19 protein-coding genes are annotated in these 17457 nt (G+C 72.2%); 6 read left to right on the top strand and 13 right to left on the bottom strand.

All coding sequences use genetic code 11. The annotated features are described in order from the left end of the window. Positions 1 to 57: 57 nt before the first annotated feature. Positions 58 to 1440, top strand: a complete 1383-nt coding sequence (locus V3C34_RS06495) for an HNH endonuclease signature motif containing protein (RefSeq protein ID WP_346008346.1) — start codon at positions 58 to 60, stop codon at positions 1438 to 1440. Between the two features lie 80 nt (positions 1441 to 1520). On the opposite strand, the gene V3C34_RS06490 is transcribed toward V3C34_RS06495, so the two are convergent. The 7 genes from V3C34_RS06490 to V3C34_RS06460 all read right to left on the bottom strand — a co-directional run bounded on the left by V3C34_RS06490 (position 1521) and on the right by V3C34_RS06460 (position 8410). Further along, positions 1521 to 2507, bottom strand: a complete 987-nt coding sequence (locus tag V3C34_RS06490; RefSeq protein ID WP_346008345.1) for a hypothetical protein — start codon at positions 2505 to 2507, stop codon at positions 1521 to 1523. Between the two features lie 160 nt (positions 2508 to 2667). After that, positions 2668 to 3408 (bottom strand): PIG-L deacetylase family protein, encoded by a 741-nt coding sequence (locus V3C34_RS06485; protein ID WP_068422896.1) that lies wholly within the window; start codon positions 3406 to 3408, stop codon positions 2668 to 2670. An 18-nt stretch (positions 3409 to 3426) separates the two neighbouring features. Next, positions 3427 to 4014 (bottom strand): general stress protein, encoded by a 588-nt coding sequence (locus tag V3C34_RS06480; RefSeq protein ID WP_345913108.1) that lies wholly within the window; start codon positions 4012 to 4014, stop codon positions 3427 to 3429. A gap of 213 nt (positions 4015 to 4227) precedes the next feature. Next, complete coding sequence (locus V3C34_RS06475) at positions 4228 to 5427, bottom strand: acyl-CoA dehydrogenase family protein (RefSeq protein WP_068325713.1); 1200 nt, start codon at positions 5425 to 5427, stop codon at positions 4228 to 4230. A 166-nt stretch (positions 5428 to 5593) separates the two neighbouring features. Continuing rightward, entirely contained in the window at positions 5594 to 6298 is a 705-nt protein-coding gene (locus V3C34_RS06470; RefSeq protein WP_068325715.1) for a L,D-transpeptidase family protein, read from the bottom strand. Positions 6299 to 6466: 168 nt separating this feature from the next. Next, positions 6467 to 7336 carry a CoA ester lyase gene (locus V3C34_RS06465; RefSeq protein WP_346008344.1) on the bottom strand — a complete coding sequence of 290 codons (870 nt, stop codon included), beginning with the start codon at positions 7334 to 7336 and terminating at the stop codon, positions 6467 to 6469. Positions 7337 to 7339: 3 nt separating this feature from the next. Beyond that, a complete protein-coding gene (locus tag V3C34_RS06460) occupies positions 7340 to 8410 on the bottom strand; it encodes an HpcH/HpaI aldolase/citrate lyase family protein (protein WP_068325717.1) in 1071 nt (356 codons plus the stop codon). A 112-nt stretch (positions 8411 to 8522) separates the two neighbouring features. Between V3C34_RS06460 and V3C34_RS06455 the strand changes: the two genes are divergently transcribed. From V3C34_RS06455 to V3C34_RS06440, 4 genes are all read left to right on the top strand, one after another. Next, on the top strand, positions 8523 to 9032 hold the full coding sequence (locus V3C34_RS06455; protein ID WP_346008343.1) for a hypothetical protein: 510 nt from the start codon (positions 8523 to 8525) through the stop codon (positions 9030 to 9032). 36 nt (positions 9033 to 9068) lie between these two features. Continuing rightward, on the top strand, positions 9069 to 10343 hold the full coding sequence (locus V3C34_RS06450; protein WP_068422913.1) for a magnesium transporter MgtE N-terminal domain-containing protein: 1275 nt from the start codon (positions 9069 to 9071) through the stop codon (positions 10341 to 10343). Further along, complete coding sequence (locus V3C34_RS06445; RefSeq protein WP_068422916.1) at positions 10336 to 10890, top strand: DUF1003 domain-containing protein; 555 nt, start codon at positions 10336 to 10338, stop codon at positions 10888 to 10890. The genes V3C34_RS06450 and V3C34_RS06445 overlap by 8 nt, the downstream gene beginning before the upstream one ends. 65 nt (positions 10891 to 10955) lie before the next feature. Continuing rightward, on the top strand, positions 10956 to 12101 hold the full coding sequence (locus tag V3C34_RS06440; RefSeq protein WP_346008342.1) for an Mrp/NBP35 family ATP-binding protein: 1146 nt from the start codon (positions 10956 to 10958) through the stop codon (positions 12099 to 12101). Between the two features lie 133 nt (positions 12102 to 12234). On the opposite strand, the gene V3C34_RS06435 is transcribed toward V3C34_RS06440, so the two are convergent. The 3 genes from V3C34_RS06435 to sigE are packed head-to-tail and all read right to left on the bottom strand — an operon-like array spanning position 12235 to position 14574. Next, positions 12235 to 12612, bottom strand: a complete 378-nt coding sequence (locus V3C34_RS06435) for a hypothetical protein (RefSeq protein WP_338538584.1) — start codon at positions 12610 to 12612, stop codon at positions 12235 to 12237. Between the two features lie 2 nt (positions 12613 to 12614). Then, positions 12615 to 13907: a S1C family serine protease gene (locus V3C34_RS06430; protein ID WP_346008341.1), complete on the bottom strand. Its 1293-nt coding sequence runs from the start codon at positions 13905 to 13907 to the stop codon at positions 12615 to 12617. Positions 13908 to 13941: 34 nt separating this feature from the next. Then, positions 13942 to 14574 (bottom strand): RNA polymerase sigma factor SigE, encoded by a 633-nt coding sequence (gene sigE, locus V3C34_RS06425; RefSeq protein WP_338538586.1) that lies wholly within the window; start codon positions 14572 to 14574, stop codon positions 13942 to 13944. 67 nt (positions 14575 to 14641) lie between these two features. Between sigE and V3C34_RS06420 the strand changes: the two genes are divergently transcribed. Next, the gene (locus V3C34_RS06420) at positions 14642 to 15280 is read left to right on the top strand and encodes an O-methyltransferase (RefSeq protein ID WP_338538587.1); all 639 of its coding nucleotides are present in this window, start codon (positions 14642 to 14644) and stop codon (positions 15278 to 15280) included. A 4-nt stretch (positions 15281 to 15284) separates the two neighbouring features. On the opposite strand, the gene V3C34_RS06415 is transcribed toward V3C34_RS06420, so the two are convergent. The 3 genes from V3C34_RS06415 to V3C34_RS06405 all read right to left on the bottom strand — a co-directional run bounded on the left by V3C34_RS06415 (position 15285) and on the right by V3C34_RS06405 (position 17357). Then, positions 15285 to 15641, bottom strand: coding sequence for a hypothetical protein (locus tag V3C34_RS06415; protein WP_346008340.1), 357 nt, complete (start codon positions 15639 to 15641; stop codon positions 15285 to 15287). Continuing rightward, the gene (locus V3C34_RS06410; RefSeq protein WP_346008339.1) at positions 15641 to 17110 is read right to left on the bottom strand and encodes a leucyl aminopeptidase family protein; all 1470 of its coding nucleotides are present in this window, start codon (positions 17108 to 17110) and stop codon (positions 15641 to 15643) included. The genes V3C34_RS06415 and V3C34_RS06410 overlap by 1 nt, the downstream gene beginning before the upstream one ends. A 70-nt stretch (positions 17111 to 17180) precedes the next feature. Beyond that, on the bottom strand, positions 17181 to 17357 hold the full coding sequence (locus V3C34_RS06405; protein WP_007923758.1) for a DUF3117 domain-containing protein: 177 nt from the start codon (positions 17355 to 17357) through the stop codon (positions 17181 to 17183). Between the last annotated feature and the right edge of the window lie 100 nt (positions 17358 to 17457).

The raw sequence follows: 17457 nt of genomic DNA, 5'->3' as shown, positions 1-17457 counted from the left end.
TGTCCACACCGCGTGTCAGTCTCGTGTGACGCAGGTCATCGAACGTATGATCGAGTCATGTCAGTGGGGGACGTGCAGTACCGCGATCGGGGCCTCGTGACGGGCCTGCGGGACGCGGTGCGCGCGCTGCTGTACACGGATGAGTCCACGGCCTGGCAGGCCGCTGACGGGCAGATCGCGGACGCGTTGTCGGCGATCGGGCAGGCGCGTCAGTTGCTGGAGTCGGCCGAGGTCGCGCTGGTCGCCGAGGGCATCTGCCGGGGCCTGCCGGGCGAGTCGTCGTGGTCGGCGCACGACTGGGTCGGGGTCAGCGAAGGGCGCCGCGCGCCCCGCCCCTCGACCCAGCACGTCGCGCGGGTGGTGCGGGTGGCATCGGCCGGCCCGGCCACGCAGGAGGTGCGGGCCGCGGTGTCCGAGGGCCGTCTGCCGTTGGGCAAGGCCGACCAGCTGATGCGCTTCCACGAGTCGGTGCGCCGGGTCGCCGACCCGGACCTGCTGCAGGAGGACCTGGGGATCCTGCTGGGGGTCGCCCGGGACGAGGTGCTGACCTCGGCCGACGGGGCCCGGGTCACCGACCGGGTCGGCGGGTTGGACGAGAAGAAGCTCGCGGCCGCGATCACCCAGACCGGGCGGATGCTGCGCCCGGAGCAGGACCTGGACGACGAGGACGCCGCGGCCAGGGCCTCCCGCTCGTTGACCAAGGCCCCCGGACCCTGCGGGATGACCCGCTACCGCGTCGACCTCGACCCCGAGGGCGCCGCGATCGTCGACGCCGCGCTGGCCGCGTTGTCCGCACCCGTCAAGGGGCCCGACGGCGCCCCGGACGAGCGGACCCCCGCCCGGCGCCGCGCCGACGCGCTGCTGTCGATCATCAGCCGCGGCGTCGCCGCCCCCGAAGGCGTCCCACGGGCCGACAAGGCCCAGATCCTGGTGACCATCAGCCTCCACGCCCTCGCCAGTGCGGTCACCGACGGTTGCTGCGTCGCCTGCGGGCAGGACCTGCCCGGCCACGCCCCCGGCGCCACCGGTCAAGTGTTCGGCGGGGCAGCCTTCGACCCTCCCAGCGGGGGCCACGCCGGTGGCCTGACCGCCACCGGGCAGGTCCTCACCCCCACCACCGTGCGCAAGCTGGCCTGCACCGCCGGGATCATCCCCGCGATCCTGGGTACCAACCACGAACCCCTCGAGCTCGGCCGCACCACCCGACTGTTCACCCCCGGCCAACGCAAAGCCCTGTGGCTGCGCGACGGCGGCTGCACCTACCCCGGCTGCACCATGCCCCCGCAATGGACCGACGCCCACCACATCACCCACTGGGCCCACGGCGGCACCACCGACCTGTCCAACGCCGCCCTCCTCTGCGAACGCCACCACACCCACGTCCACCAACACGACCTCACCGCCACCACCACCCCCCGCGGCGTCACCTGGCACCTCTAGCTGCCACGCTCCGCACCCGGCCCCCACAGGCCGGGCCACAGGCATGCCCGCCTCCTGCCCAGACGGTCATCTGCCCCGCCTCACGGGTGCGTGGTCGCGGTCTTCAGCAGCGCAGCGAGCTCGGGGGTCGCCGTCGCCACGAGGTCACCGTTGCCCACCTCGTCGCGGTCGCACCCGATGCTCGCCCGGATCACCACGTCGGCGCCGCGGCCGTACCGCAGCACGAGGTCGTACTGCCGTGAGCCCTCGCCACAGTCAGGGACCTCGCCCGAGGCAGGTCGGGTGTCGAGCGTGGCGAGCTCCGTCAGCAGCTGCGCCCGCAGCCCGCTCTGGACGCCGAAGGTCCCGGCAGCCTCGTCGTCGGACCGACAGATCGCCACCCGGCTCGGCGTCCCGGGGACGAGTGCGGTCCGCCCTTCGTCCCGACCGTCGGCGATGGGCTCGCCGCACACCCGGCGGCGTCCGTGCGTCGGCTGCACCCAGGCCCGGTGGTCGACCGCCTCCGCAACGAGGTGCCCGATCCCGCCCCTGCCGCGGAAGCTGCCGTTGGAGGCCAGGATGCACCCGTTGGGCTCGTCGGTCACGGAGACCCACACCGCGGTCTCGTCGTACTCGAGACCGACGAGCTGCCGGGTGACGTCGCCGCCGGCGTCGGTGCACCCTTCCGCATCCTCCGCGTGGACCGACGAGAGGTCCGTGGCCACCTGGGCGAGCCCGTCCGGCACCTCCCACGTGCTCGTCAGCGGGTTGGGTGCCGGGGTGATGTCGCTGTTGGGGCCGGCTGCGTAGCTGCAGACCAGCACCCGGGTCGGCGGGCGGCGCGGGGCCAGCGCGTCGTGGGGGTCGAAGCCCGACGGGCCGTGGACCCTCGGCAGGTCCGGGTCACCCGTGCGTCCGAGCAGCCCCGTCCACCCGCTCGGCACGTGCTCATCGCCCGTGTACGCCGCCGGGCACGTGAGCGGCACGGGCGATGGGTCCCCTCGCGACCCGGCCGGGACGACGACGGCCAGTCCCGCGGCGATCACGGCGCCGAGCAGCAGCGCCCGCCCGGTCCCCATCCCGTTCATCGCGTCACCCCCTCCCACCGGCCGGACCTCCAAGCCGCCAGCAGGTCGGTGCCGCAGCCCCGTGTCCGGACCCGGGCGACCGCACCCGCCCACACGACACCTCGCACCGTCGCTCCCTTCGTCATGGTCCTTGGACGCAGCGCGGGGAGCACGGGTTCCGCTACCTCGGGTAGACCTCGAGCAGGAGGGCGTGCTCGACCGCGGGGTCGGCCACGGCCTGGCCACCACCGCCGAGGATGCGGCCGAGCAGCTCGGGCGGCTTGGGGAACTCGTCGGGCAGCGCCGAGTTGTAGAGACGGTGCTCCTCGAGGGACTCGATCGCGTCGTCGAGGTGGCCGGTGACGTCGACGTAGTGGGTGGGCCGCTGGCTGCCGCCGATCGCGAGCATCTTGACGTTCCACGGCTCGAGCCCGTCGGCGACGAGCTCGGGGAAGATCCAGCGGTTGCCGGCATCGGCGACGGCGTCGACGGTCGCGAGACCGACCGCGCGGTGGTCGGCCTGGTTGAGGAACCCGCCGGCGAAGGCGATGTCGAAGGTCGTGCCGATGACGAGGTCGGGCCGGGCGCGCCGGATCGCCGCGGCGATGTCGCGGCGCAGCGGCAGACCGTACTCGACAACCCCGTCCTGGTGGTCGCCGAACTCGACCTGCTCGACGCCGACGACCGCGGCGCTCGCGCGCTCCTCGTCGGCGCGCGCGGGGGCGGCGTCGACCGGGTCCATGGTGTCGATGCCCGCCTCACCGCGGGTCAGGAGGAAGTAGCGCACCCGCTTGCCCGCCGCCGTCCACCTGGCGACCGCGGCGGCGGTGCCGTACTCGATGTCGTCGGGATGCGCGACGACGCACAGGACGGAGTCGAAGGTGTCTTCGTCGAGGACGGCCAGTTCGGGCTGCGTGCTCATGGCACTGACGCTAACGGGTCAGGCCACCGGGTCGGTACCCCCGCGCTGCTGCTGTCGCTCGTGCTCGGCGCGCGCCTGCTCCTGGTTGCGGCGCAGCTGCTCCTGCGCGGCGCGCATCGGGTCCAGCTTCGTCATCAGCTCGCGGCCGGCGTGCGCGTGCTTGTGCTCGGTGAGCACCTCGTAGCGGGAGGCGACGACCTGGCTGACCGAGGTGAAGTCCCGCTGGCCACCTGTCGAGCGGTACCCCAGCCACGCCCACACGGCCCCGAAGACGGCGCCCATGGCCATCGTCGAGAGCATGCGCACGAGGAGGCCTTCGCCCCCTTCGAACATCGCGAAGATCAGGCCGACGAAGACACCGATCCAGATGCCGGAGAGGACGCCGCCGAGCACGACCTTGCCCGATGTGAGCCGCCCGCGCACGCGCTCGACCTGCTTCAGGTCGGTGCCGACGATCATGACGTCCTGCACCGGGAACTCGTTGTCGGCCAGGTAGTCGACGGCCCGCTGCGCCTCGCGGTAGCTGTCGTACGTCCCCAGCGACATCGGGTAGTCGAGGCCGAGCTGGTTCTCGAGGAGGGCGGACATCTGCGGCTGGGTGCTCATGCCCCGATTGTCCCACCCCGGCGCGCGGCGGCATAATGGCCCACGACGGGACGAAGGGGGTCTGGCAGGGTGTCGAGGCATGACCGGCCCGCAGCTGCTGCCTCCCCCGGCGCCGTGATCGCCGGAGGGATGGACGCGGGCGGCTGGCCCGATCGCCTGAGACGCGTCACGGCCGGCCACCCTGAGGGGTGACCGGCCGTTGGGCGTGCGGACTCAGCCCTTGACGGGGTAGTCCTTGAGGATGCTCTTGCCGATGATCATCTTCTGGATCTCGGCGGTGCCCTCACCGATGAGCAGCATCGGGGCCTCACGGTAGATCCGCTCGATCTCGTACTCCTTGGAGTACCCGAAGCCACCGTGGATGCGGAAGGACTGGCCCACGACGTCGGCGCAGTACTCGGCCGCCATGTACTTGGCGATGCCGGCCTCGAGGTCGTTGCGCTCGCCCTTGTCCTTCAGGCGGGCGGCCTTGACCATCAGCTGGTGCGCGGCCTCGACCTTGCTCGCCATGTCGGCGATGCGGAAGAGGATCGCCTGGTGGTCGACGATCTTCTTGCCGAAGGTCTCGCGCTGCTGCGCGTAGGCGACACCGAGCTCGAAGGCGCGCATCGCCAGGCCGCAGGCGCGGGCGGCGACGTTGACGCGGCCGACCTCGACGCCGTCCATCATCTGGTAGAAGCCCTTGCCCGGCTCGCCACCGAGGATCTGGCCGGTCGAGGTCTTGTGGCCCTCGAGGATGAGCTCGGTCGTGTCGACGCCCTTGTAGCCCATCTTCTCGATCTTGCCGGGGACGGTGACGCCCTGGGCGGTCTCGCCGAAGCCCTCGGTCTTGTCGATGAGGAAGGTCGTCATGTTCTTGTGCGCACCGTCGTGACCGAGGTCGGTCTTGACGAGCACCGCGACGAGGTTGGCCGTGGAGCCGTTGGTCAGCCACATCTTCTGGCCGGTGATGGTCCACTCGTCACCCTCGCCCGGCACGGCCTTGGTCTTGATGCCGGCGACGTCGGACCCCAGGCCCGGCTCGCTCATCGAGAAGGCGCCGCGGATCTCGCCGGTGGCCATCTTGGGCAGGTAGTGCTGCTTCTGCTCCTCGGTGCCGTGCTTGAGGATCATGTACGCCACGATGAAGTGGGTGTTGATGATGCCGGAGACGGGCATCCAGCCGCGCGCGATCTCCTCGACGCACAGCGCGTAGGTCAGCAGGGACTCGCCGAGGCCACCGAACTCCTCGGGGATCATCAGGCCGAAGATCCCCATCTCCTTCATCTGGTCGACGATCTTCTGCGGGTACTCGTCGGCGTGCTCCAGCTCCTGGGCCACCGGGATGATCTGCTCGTCGACGAACTCCTTGACCAGGCCCAGCAGGTCGACCTGCTCCTCGGTCAGTCCGTCGGTCGTCTGCAGTCGTGACATGCGCGTGCTACCTCGTTGCGTCGGGGGAACAGGGATCTGCGCCAGTATCCCAGCACCTCGCCCGGGACGCCGTGGTGTCCATGGTGGGCTGGGCCACGTCGGTCGCCGCCCCCGAGGACGACGAAGGGGGGAGAGTCGCGGCTCTCCCCCCTTCGCCCGTGCGGGGTCAGTAGACCTTGACCACGCGCCCGTTCGGGGCGAGGTTCTTCCACCAGATGTAGTTGATGGCGCGGTTGCTCAGGCGGGCACAGCCGTGCGAGGCCGGGTAGCCCGGGATGGACGGGGACCCATGGATGGCGATGCCGCCGTTGAAGTAGATCGGGCGCCACAGCTCGCCGAGCGGGGCGATGCGCATGCCGTTGACCCGACGGTAGAAGCGGAAGGTACCCGACGGCGTGGTCGCGTAGAGGTAGCGGCCGGAGGCGGAGGACCAGTAGCGCTCGCCGTTGCCGGTGCTCGTGTTGAAGACCCACTGGGCCCAGCCCCAGCGGGCGACGATCTGCAGCTGGCGGGTCTTGTCGATCTCCCAGGCCGAGCGGGTGCGCGGGCGGGGGGTCCTCGGGTTGTAGATCGCCGCCCACGTGTCGGGGCCGACGATGCCGTCACGGCTCAGGCCGTGCGCCTTCTGCAGGGCCATGACGGCCTGCTGGGTCGTGTCGTCGAAGGCGCCGTTCGCCCGGCGCAGCCAGAAGCGCGCGGCGAGCAGGCGTCGCTGGATGTTCTGGACCCACCAGCCGGTGTCACCCTGGCGCAGCGTCCTGGGCCGAGCGGCGCGGGCGTCCTCCCCGGCGGTGACGACGAGCCCGCCGGCGACGGCGGTGGCGGCAGCGGCGCGGAAGAGGTCGCGGCGATCGAGCGAGATGCTGTCCATGGTTTCCCCCTGGATGAAGTGGGCGCTGGTACCGGCTCAGACGCCCGGGACGTCCGCTCGGTTGCGCGGTGGTGGAGGAAAACATAGCGCTCGCCGGCGTGGGAACCACAGGGTTTCCACACCGGCGAGCGCGTGTCGTGTCCGAGCCGTGACGGACCCGTCGCAGGATCAGCCGCGGGCGACGATGGCCTCGTGCGTCGCGAGGACGCGGTGGGCGATGTCGACGTGCAGGTTCTCGATCATCTTGCCGTTGAAGGTCACGACACCGGAGCCGGCGCCGTCCTCCCAGGCCTGCAGGATGCCCTGCGCCTCCTCGACGGCCTCCTGGCTCGGCGCGAAGGTGGCATTGCAGACCTCGACCTGACCGGGGTGGATCAGCGTCTTGCCGTCGAAGCCCATGTCGCGGCCCTGCTCGCACTCCGCGGTGAAGCCCTCGATGTCCTTGACCGCGTTGTACACGCCGTCGAGGACGGCGATGCCGGCCTCGCGACCGGCGAGCAGCGCCAGCGACAGCGAGGTGACCAGGGGCGTGCGCCCGGGCACGTGCGCCGCCTGCAGCTCCTTGACCAGGTCGTTGGTGCCGAGGACGAAGGCGACGAGGCGGTCCGAGGCGTGCGCGATCTCGCGGGCGTTGAAGATGGCCGCGGGGGTCTCGATCATCGCCCAGAGCTTGGTGTGCTCGGGGGCGCCGGCGGCCTCCATCGCGGCGACGAGCTGTCGCACCTGGTCCGCGCTGTCGACCTTGGGCACGACGATGCCGTGCGGGCCGGCCTTCGACGCGGCGGCGATGTCCTCGTCGTGCCACTGGGTACCGATCCCGTTGACCCGGATCGTCAGCTCCCGGTCGCCGTACTCACCGGACTGCACCGCGGCGCAGGCGGCCTCGCGCGCGGCCGGCTTGTCGTCGGGACCGACCGCGTCCTCCAGGTCGAGGATCAGCGCGTCGACGGGCAGGGTCTTGGCCTTGTCCAGCGCGCGGGCGTTGGAGCTCGGCATGTAGAGGACCGAGCGGCGGGGGGTGTAGGCGCTGTCGGCCACGGCTCAGGCCTCCGCGTAGAGCTTCGCGAGCTCCGGGTCGTTGGCGGACAGTCGCTCGGCGAGCTCGAGGATCACCATGCACTGCTTGTAGCTGGCGTCGTCCTCCATCTTGCCGTCGAGCATCACGGCGCCGCCGCCGCTCGGCATGGCCTCCTTGACCCGGCGTGCGTGCGCGACGTCCTCCGCGGAGGGGCTGAAGACCTTCTTGGCGATGTCGATCTGCACCGGGTGCAGGCTCCACGCGCCGACGCAGCCGAGGAGAAAGGCGTTGCGGAACTGGTCCTCGCAGGCCACGACGTCCTTGATGTCGCCGAAGGGGCCGTAGAAGGGGAAGATCCCGTGCGTCGCGCAGGCGTCGACCATCCGCGCGATCGTGTAGTGCCACAGGTCCTGCTGGAAGACGGCGCGCTGGCCCTGGTAGTCGGGCGTCCCGTCGTCACCACGCGTCGGGTCCTGGCGGACGAGGTAGCCGGGGTGGCCGCCACCGACGCGGGTGGTCTTCATCCGGCGGTCGGCGGCGAGGTCGGCCGGACCGAGCGAGATGCCCTGCATGCGCGGGCTCGCGCCCGCGATCGCCTCGACGTTGGCGACGCCGCGCGCGGTCTCGAGGATCGCGTGGACGAGGATCGGGCGCTGGACGCCCCCCTTCGCCTCGAGCTGCGCGAGGAGACGGTCGACGTAGTGGATGTCCTCGGGGCCCTGGACCTTGGGGACCATGATGACGTCGAGCTTGTCGCCGATCTCGGTGACGAGCGTCGTGAGGTCGTCGAGGACCCACGGGCTGTCGAGGGAGTTGACGCGGGTCCACAGCTGCGTGTGCTCGCCGAAGTCGGTGTCCCGGGCGATCCTCACGAGACCGAGGCGGGCCGCCTCCTTCTTCTCCGCGACGACGGCGTCCTCGAGGTTGCCGAGGAGCACATCCGAGACGCCGACCATGGCCGGGATCTTGGCGGCCATCTTCTCGTTGCTCGGGTCGAAGAAGTGGATCATCCGGCTGGGTCGCGCCGGGACCTCGCGGACCGGGGCGGGCGCCCCGACGGCGAGGGGGGCGAAGAAGTCCTTGGCGCTGCGCATGGGCTGGCTCGAGTCCTCTCAGGGTGGCGAAGGGGGATCCCGCGCAACCTAGCAGCGCACCCGGGCCGCGGTTCATGACGCACGTCACCCGGACGCGCCTAGGGTGTGGGGCATGTCCGAGGTCAACCTCTCCGCGCTCACGACCGAGGCGCTGTCGAAGTCCGGCGTCCTCTGGCTGCGCCTCGCCGGCGGCGAGCGCCTGACGTGGTTCGCGACGGGGTCCGACGACCTCGACGGTCACGTCCTGCTCGTCTCCGGCGGCGCCGAGGCCGACCTCGGCCCGATCCCGGAGCAGGTCGAGGTCGTCCTGCGCAGCAAGGGCGACGGCGGCCGCCTGCTCACGCTGCGCGCCCGCGCGCAGACCCTCCCGCCCGACAACCCGTGGTGGGAGCCCGCGACGACCGCCCTCCTCGGTGAGCGCCTCAACGCCCCGGCCGACCTGCTCGACCGCTGGCGGGAGGCGTCCACGGTGTGGCTCCTCTCCCCCTTCGGCGCCCCGGTGCAGGCCCCCGGCCAGCCGGGCGAAGGGGGTCGCGCCGCCGCTCCCGTCACCGCCGGCGAGGCCGCCACGCGGGTGCGCCGACCGTGGCACCTCGGCGGTCGCGGCGCGCGTCGCGGCTGACGGGCGGGCGCGGGACGCGCCGTTAGGCTGTGGGTCGTGAGTGCTCCCACCCGTTTCTACGTCGCGCGACTGGCGAGCCTCAACGTCTTCGACCCCCTCGGTGACCAGGTCGGCCGGGTGCGCGACGTCGTCGTCAGCTTCTCCCCCTCGCGCCGACCCAGGGTCATCGGCCTCGTCGTCGAGGTGCCCGGTCGCCGGCGCGTCTTCGTGCCCATGACCCGGGTGACCTCCGTCGAGGGCGGCCAGGTCATCACGACCGGCCTGGTCAACATGCGCCGCTTCGAGCAGCGGGCCACCGAGACCCTCGTGCTCGCCGACCTGCTCGAGCGGCCGGTCACGGTGCGCACCGACGACGGCGAGGTCGAGGCGACGGTCGAGGACATCGGTGTCGAGCAGTCGGCGAGCCGCAGCTGGTCGGTCACCAAGGTCTTCGTGCGGGCCGGTCGGCAGGCCCGCCGGGGGCTGCTCGTGCGCCGTCGTGGCGAGACCTTCACCGTGCCGGTCGAGGACGTCACCGGCCTGTCCGCGTCGGTGAGCGCCGCGGAGCACTCGGCCGTCAAGCTCCTGGAGTCGGTGGAGGACCTCAAGGTCGCCGACCTCGCCGAGGTCATCGCCGACCTGGCGCCCGAGCGGCGCGAGGCGGTCATCGCCGCGCTCGACAACGACCGGCTCGCCGACGTCCTGCAGGAGATGGGCGACGACGACCAGGCCGAGATCCTCCGGCTGCTCACCCAGTCCCGCGCCGCGGACGTCCTCGAGGCCATGGACCCCGACGACGCGGCGGACCTGCTCTCGGTCCTGCCGCCGGAGCGCATGGAGACGCTGCTGCAGCTCATGCAGCCCGACGACGCCGAGCCGCTGCGGCGCCTGCTCAGCTACGACGAGAACACCGCCGGTGGTCTCATGACGACCGAGCCGGTCGTGCTCGCGCCCGAGGACACCGTCGCCGAGGCGCTCGCCGTCGTGCGACGCGAGGAGACCACCGCGGCGCTGGCGGCGACCGTGTACGTCTGCCGCCCCCCGCTCGAGACGCCGACCGGCAAGTACCTCGGCATGATCCACATCCAGCGCCTGCTGCGCGAGCCGCCCCACGAGAGCATCGGGCGCTACCTCGACAAGGCGATCGACCCCCTTCGCCCCGAGGCCCCGCTCGGTCAGGTGACCCGCACGCTCGCGACGTACAACCTCATCTCGGCGCCCGTCGTGGACGAGGGCGAGCACCTGCTCGGCGCGGTGACGGTCGACGACGTCCTCGACCACATCCTCCCCGACGACTGGCGTGAGGAGCGGCACGAGGTGACCGATGACTGAGCGCAACGAGCGCCGCCAGAGCCGCGTCGACACCCCGCAGGAGGTGCGGCGCCGGCTCATCCAGCGACCGTCGGCCTTCTCGAGCGAGTCCTTCGGCGTCATCTCGGAGAAGTTCGCGCGGTTCATGGGCACGCCGCGCTTCCTCATCTGGATGTCGCTCTTCGTCGTCGTCTGGCTGGCCTGGAACACCTTCGCCCCGCAGGCCGCGCAGTTCGACCCCCGGGCGCTCAACTACACGCTGCTCACGCTCATCCTGTCGCTCCAGGCCTCCTACGCGGCGCCGCTGATCCTCCTCGCGCAGAACCGGCAGGACGACCGCGACCGGGTGGCGCTGGAGCAGGACCGGGTGCAGGCCGAGCGGGCGCTCGCCGACACCGAGTACCTGACGCGCGAGGTCGCGGCCCTGCGCATCGCCCTCCGCGACGCCGCGACCCGCGACTTCATCCGCGGCGAGCTGCGCGACCTGCTAGAGGAGCTGGAGCGCAAGGGCGTCGAGCGACATGACGACGGCCCGGACGGACGGCTCGACTCCCCGCGCGAGCGCTGAGCGCGGCGCACACCCGGCGGGGTACCGCATTCGGAGCCGTGCCACGGCCGATCTACCATGGGCCAATGGCCTCGACCCACCCCACGATCACCGACGAGCAGCTGCGCGACGCGCTGAGCACCGTCATCGACCCCGAGATCCGTCGCCCGATCACCGAGCTCGGCATGGTCGAGACGGCCGCGGTCGACGCCGACGGCCTCGCCTCCGCGACCATCCTGCTGACCGTCTCCGGGTGCCCGATGAAGGACACCCTGACGACCGACACGACCACGGCGCTCGCCGCCATCGAGGGCGTCACCGACGTCAAGGTCACGCTCGGGGTGATGAACGACGAGCAGCGTGGCGAGCTCAAGACCCACCTGCGCGGTGGCCAGGCGGAGAAGGAGATCCCCTTCGCCAAGCCCGGCTCGCTGACGCGCGTCTACGCGATCGCCTCCGGCAAGGGCGGCGTCGGCAAGTCCTCGATCACCGCCAACCTCGCCGCCGCGCTCGCCGCCGAGGGCCTCAAGGTGGGTGTCGTCGATGCGGACATCTACGGGTTCTCCATCCCGCGCATGCTCGGCGTGACGCACGCGCCGACGCAGGTCGACGACATGATCCTGCCGCCCATCGCCTCGGACGTGAAGGTCATCTCGATCGGCATGTTCGTCCCCGGCAACCAGCCGGTCGTCTGGCGCGGCCCGATGCTGCACCGCGCGCTGCAGCAGTTCCTCGGCGACGTCTTCTGGGGCGACCTCGACGTCCTCCTGCTCGACCTGCCGCCGGGCACGGGTGACATCGCCATCTCGATCGCGCAGCTCATCCCCAACAGCGAGATCCTCGTCGTGACGACCCCGCAGCAGGCCGCCGCCGAGGTCGCCGAGCGCGCCGGGTCCATCGCCATGCAGACCCACCAGCGCCTCGTCGGCGTCATCGAGAACATGTCCTGGCTCGAGCTGCCCGACGGCTCGCGCCAGGAGCTCTTCGGCTCCGGTGGCGGCCAGGCCGTCGCCGACTCGCTGACCCGGACCGTCGGCGCCGACGTCCCCCTCCTCGGCCAGATCCCCCTCGACGTCTCGCTGCGCGAGGGCTCCGACAACGGCGAGCCGGCCGTGCTGTCCAACCCCGACGGCCCCGCGGCGGTGGCGCTGCGCGGGATCGCCCGCGGTCTGGCGACCCGCTCCCGCGGCCTCGCCGGCCGCAGCCTCGGCCTGACCCCGATGGGTCGCTGACACCCGGCAGCACGACGAAGGGGGCGAGGAGACCGGGTCTCCTCGCCCCCTTCCCTCTGCATTGCCCTAGGGGAATGCAGACGAACGGTCGAGAACCCTGCATTGCCCTAGGGGAATGCAGACGAACGGTCGATCAGGTCGCGTCGCGGTCCCAGGGGGTGCCGGTGGCGAGGGGCGCGGCCAGCCCCGCGCGCGGTTCGGCGGTCGCCGCGGGCTCGTCGTCGACCGAGAAGGCGTCGCGGGTCGAGAAGGCGTCGTCGAGCGGCTCGAGGAGGGCCTGCTTGACGATGCGTCGGGGGTCGTACTGGCGCGGGTCGTACTGGCGCCAGTCGAGGTCCTCGTACTCGGGCCCCATCTGCTCCTTGAGCTGGACCTTGGCGTCGTTGGCCATGCGCCGGGCCCTGACGACGAGGCGGGCCAGCTTGGCCGCGTACTCCGGCAGCTGCTTGGGTCCGAGGATGATGAAGGCGAGCAGGATGAGGACGAGGAACTCGGTCCCGTGCACGGGCATCGCTAGTTCTCCTTCGCGGCTTCGAGCGTCATCGACAGCTCCTGCTCGGAGCCGTCCCTGAGGACCTTGAGGGTGACCTCGTCGCCGACGGCCTTGGCCCTGATCCGCACGATCAGCTGCTCGAGGTCCGTGATGCGGCGACCGTCAAGCTCGGTGATGACGTCGCCCGGCTCGATGCCCGCGCGGTCGGCGGGCCCGTCGGGGACGACGGCCGCGCCGGAGTCGACGTCGGCGTCCTCGAGGACCTTGGCCCCCTGGCCCGTGTAGCGACGGTCGAGGCTGACCCCGATGATCGGGTGCTCGGCCCTGCCGGTCGCGATCAGCTGGTCGACGGTGCGCACGACGACGTCGGAGGGGATCGCGAAACCGACGCCGATCGACCCGGTGGCCTGCTGCTGGCCGGGCACCTGGGCGATGGCGGTGTTCACCCCGATGACATGTCCCCGGTCGTCCAGGAGCGGCCCGCCGGAGTTGCCGGGGTTGATCGCGGCGTCGGTCTGGATCGCGGAGATGAAGGACTCGTCCCCCGCCTCCCCCGCGGTCACCGGCCGCTCGAGCGCGGAGACGATGCCGGCGGTGACCGTCGACCCCAGACCCAGCGGGGAGCCCACGGCGACGACCTCGTCGCCGACGACCACGTCCTCGGATGTGCCGATCTCGAGGGCCTCCAGCCCGTCGGGGTCGACCTCGAGGACGGCCAGGTCGTAGGAGCTGTCGCGACCGACCACCTCGGCCGCCCGGCGGCTGCCGTCGGGCAGCTCGATGCTCACCTTGCCGGAGTCGCCGGCCGCAGCGACGACGTGGTTGTTGGTGACGACGTGCCCGCGGTCGTCGTAGACCCAGCCCGAGCCGGTCCCGCCGCCGCCCGCACCGCTGACGCGCACGGTCGCGACGCTCGGCACCGCGTCGGCCGCGATGTCGGCAACCGAGCCGTCGGCGCGTCGGGTCGGGTCGTCCCCGCGCGTGACGATCGTCGGTCCACCGCCGCCCTCAGCCGCGACGAGTCCGCCGCCGATGCCCCCGACGCCGCCGGCGAGCAGCGCGGCTGCCGCAGTCATCGCGAGCGCGCCACCCCAGCCGGGTCCGCGGCGAGGGGTTGCGGGCGCCTGCTGCGGGGACGCGAACGGGGCCGGCGCGGGCTGCTGATGGGACGCGAAGCTCTCGTACGGCAGGTACGGACCCGGCTCGACGGGCTGCGTGCGGGGCCCCGGCTCCCCCGCGCCGGCGACCGGCACGGGTTCGGTGGGAGGCTGGCCGTCGGGACGCGGCTCCTCGCCGGGCTGCGGAGAGCTCATGGCCTTGATTGTGCCTTGTCGGACGAAGGGGGCGTCACAGGGTCCCGGTGACCGGTCGGGCCATCGGGAAGCCGGACCCGCCACGACGACGGCTCTCGGTCCGCGTCGTGGGCTTCGGGGCGCGGTGCTCGAGGCTCTCCCGCAGCAGGGCGCGGCCGCGGTGGATGCGGGAGCGGACGGTGCCGAGCTTGATGTCGAGCGCCTCGGCGACCTCGTCGTAGGTCAGCCCCTCGATGTCGCACAGCACGACCGCGGCGCGGAACTGCGGCGGCAGGGCGTCCAGGGCGCGCTGCACGTCGCCGTCGAGGTGGTGGGCGAGCACGATCTGCTCGGGGCTGGCCGTGCCGCTGTGGAGCCGGGCCGCGAACTCGTCGGTCAGGGCGTCGAAGCGGATGCGCTGCTTGCGCCGGGCCTTGTCGAGGAAGAGGTTGGTCGTGATGCGGTGCAGCCAGCCCTCGAAGGTGCCGGGTGTGTAGCCGTCAAGCGAGCGGAAGACCCGGAGGAAGACGTCGTGGGTGAGGTCCTCGGCGTCGTGGACGTCGCCGGTGAGGCGGTACGCGAGGCGGTAGACCCGCTCGCTGTGCTGCTCGACCACCTCGCCCCACGTCGGCGGGACCCATCCCTCGACGGGCGCGGGCGCGGTGCTGGCGGTCGCTTCGCTGGTCACCCACACCACTCTGGGCGCCCAACCTGAAGGAAGTCTGTGACGTCGTCCGCGACTAGGGTGGACTCCCATGACCGCTGCCCAGCTCACCAGCCTTGCCTATGCCGAGCAGTTCGTCCCCGAGGACGAGACCCTCGAGTCCGCCCGTCGCACGGGGACCGAGCTCGGCGCGGTGCCGATCGGCACGGGCGGGGGCGCCGCCCTTCGCCTCCTCGCGGCCGCGTCCGGGGCGCGGCACGTGGTCGAGATCGGGACCGGCGCGGGCACGTCCGGTCTGTGGCTCCTCGACGGGATGCCCGAGGACGGGGTGCTCACCTCGATCGAGATCGAGCCCGAGCACGTCATGCGGGCCAAGCGCTCCTTCACCGCCGCCGGCTACGCCGCGCACCGCACCCGCGTCATCACCGGCCGTGCGCTCGACGTGCTGCCGCGGATGAACGACGCGTCCTACGACCTCGTGCACATCGACGCCGACAAGGAGGGCTACCCGGCCTACGTCGAGCACGCCGTGCGGCTGCTGCGCCCCGGCGGGGTCCTCGCGATGGACAACATGCTCTGGCACGACAAGGTGGCCGACCCGGCCGCCCGGGACGCGACGACGGTGCTGCTGCGGGACCTCGGCAAGCAGCTGCGCGACGACGACCGGCTCGTCGTCAGCCTGCTGCCGGTGGGCGACGGCCTGCTGACGGCCGTCAAGCGCGCGGGCTGACGGCTCAGACGCTGCCGGGGCCGGGCCCGCGGCGGAACTGGGCCGGGCCCTCCGCGATGGCCACGACCTCGAAGGGCGTGATCTCGATCGGCGCGGAGCCGATGATCCTGGTGCCGGCCGAGTCCCGGGCGGTGGCCGTGAACTCCGCGCAGAAGTCGTCGCGGTCCTTGGCGGCGTCGAAGACGTAGGTGCCCTCGAACCACTCGCCCTCGCGCATGCGCCAGGTCTTGAAGGCCAGCCCGTCGAGGAACATGAAGCTGGCCATCGAGGTCCCGACGACATACTCCCGCAGCTGCTCGGCGACGTCACCGGGCGCCTCGGTCAGCGACCAGCGCACGGCGAGTCCGTATCCAGCGTTCATCAGATCCCCTCAGGCTGCTCCAGCCAGGTCAACAGTGTCCGGGCACCGTAACCAGTGGCGCCGACGCTCAGCAGGCCCGTGTCATCATCCGAACGCCCGGGACCGGCGATGTCGAGGTGGGCCCAGCGGCGCTCCCCCACGAACTCCTGGAGGAAGAGGGCCGCGGTGACCGCACCGACCTTGCCCGGCGCGTTGTCGAGGTCGGCGACGTCGCTGCGCAGGTACGCGCGGTACTCCTCGTGCAGCGGCAGTCGCCAGTACGGTTCGCCGGTCGCCGCGCCGGCGACCGACAGCTCCTCGGCGAGCGCGTCGTCCGGGGTGAAGAGGGCGGCCATGCTCCGCGCAAGCGCCACGCGCGCCGCGCCGGTGAGCGTCGCGACGTCGACGAGCACGTCGGGCTCGAGGTGATCGTCCGCGTAGGCGAGCGCGTCGGCCAGCACGATGCGGCCCTCGGCGTCGGTGTTGGTCACCTCGACCGTGCGGCGCCCGCCGTACGGGGCGATGACATCGCTCGGCCGGTAGGAGGTCTCACCGAAGGCGTTCTCCGCCAAGGGCAGCAGGACGCTCAGGTGCACCGGCAGGTCGAGGCGGGCGACCGCGTCGATGACCGACAGGACGACCGCCGAGCCGGACATGTCGGTGCGCATCGAGACCATGCCCGCAGCGGGCTTGACGTTGATGCCACCGGTGTCGAACGTGATGCCCTTGCCGACGAGGACGACGTGCGGCGACTCCCCCTTCGCCCCGTGGGTGAGGCGCACCAGGCGCGGCGGACGCACCGAGCCGCCGCCCACGGCCAGCAGGCCGCCGAAACCCTCTGCGGCGAGCCGCTGTTCGTCCCACACCTCGATCTCGAGGCCACGCCGCTCGGCCACCTCACGGGCCCGCTCGACCATCCACTGCGGGTCCTTGAGGTTGGACGGCGTGTTGGCGAGGTTGCGCGCGACGAGGCTCGCGGAGGTCACGGCCACGACATGGTCGACGTCGAGCGCGGCGCCGTCGGTGACGAGCACCGTCGCGGCCGCGGGCTGCAGGCCCGGCACGGGTCCCTCCGGTCCCCGTCTGGCGGAGCGGTACCCGCCGAGGACGAGGCCCTCGACCAGCGGGCGCAGGTCGTCGGCGGCGACCGCGACGACGACCCGGCCGAGGTCGGCACCGGCCCGCCCGGTGCGGGCACCCAGGCGTCGCAGCGCGTCCCGGTCCGCGGGGGTCGTCACCCCGGCCACCCGGGCGATGGAGCGCGAGGCGTCCGGTCGGGTGAGCTCGACGAGGTCGTCGGCGTCGACGAGCAGGCCCGCTGCGCCGTCCGGCAGCGCGACGCCCGCGTCGGCGAGGGCGGACAGGTGGGCCGCGTCGACGACGAGGAGGTCGATCCCCCCTTCGCCCGTGGCGTCGGCGAGCGCTGCGGCGAGGTCCGGCGCGGTCGTCAGGTCGGTCGTGGGCGGGGACAGCAGATCGGTCTCGGGCACCCCCCGACCCTACCCACCCGGGCATGCGGGAGCCCCCGGGCGCTCGACGCCCGGGGGCTCCTCGTCGGGACTACTTCTGCAGGCCCTCGCAGTTGTCGATGGCCTCGCCGAGGGCGAGCACCTCGTCCGGCTTCATCTCGACGACGAGCCGGCCACCGCCCTCGAGCGGCATGCGCAGGACGATCCCGCGGCCCTCCTTGACGACCTCGAGAGGACCGTCCCCCGTGCGTGGCTTCATTGCCGCCATGTGCGTTCCCTTCGATCTCCACCGGTCGGAGCCTCACCCCGACCGGACGACGCCCTCGCGTCGACGCTGAGCGCCATTATCCACCTGTGGGCTGCCGGGC

This window comes from Janibacter terrae, assembly GCF_039636765.1.
GTDB lineage: Bacteria > Actinomycetota > Actinomycetes > Actinomycetales > Dermatophilaceae > Janibacter > Janibacter terrae.
This window is presented reverse-complemented; position numbering and strand designations above follow the sequence as displayed.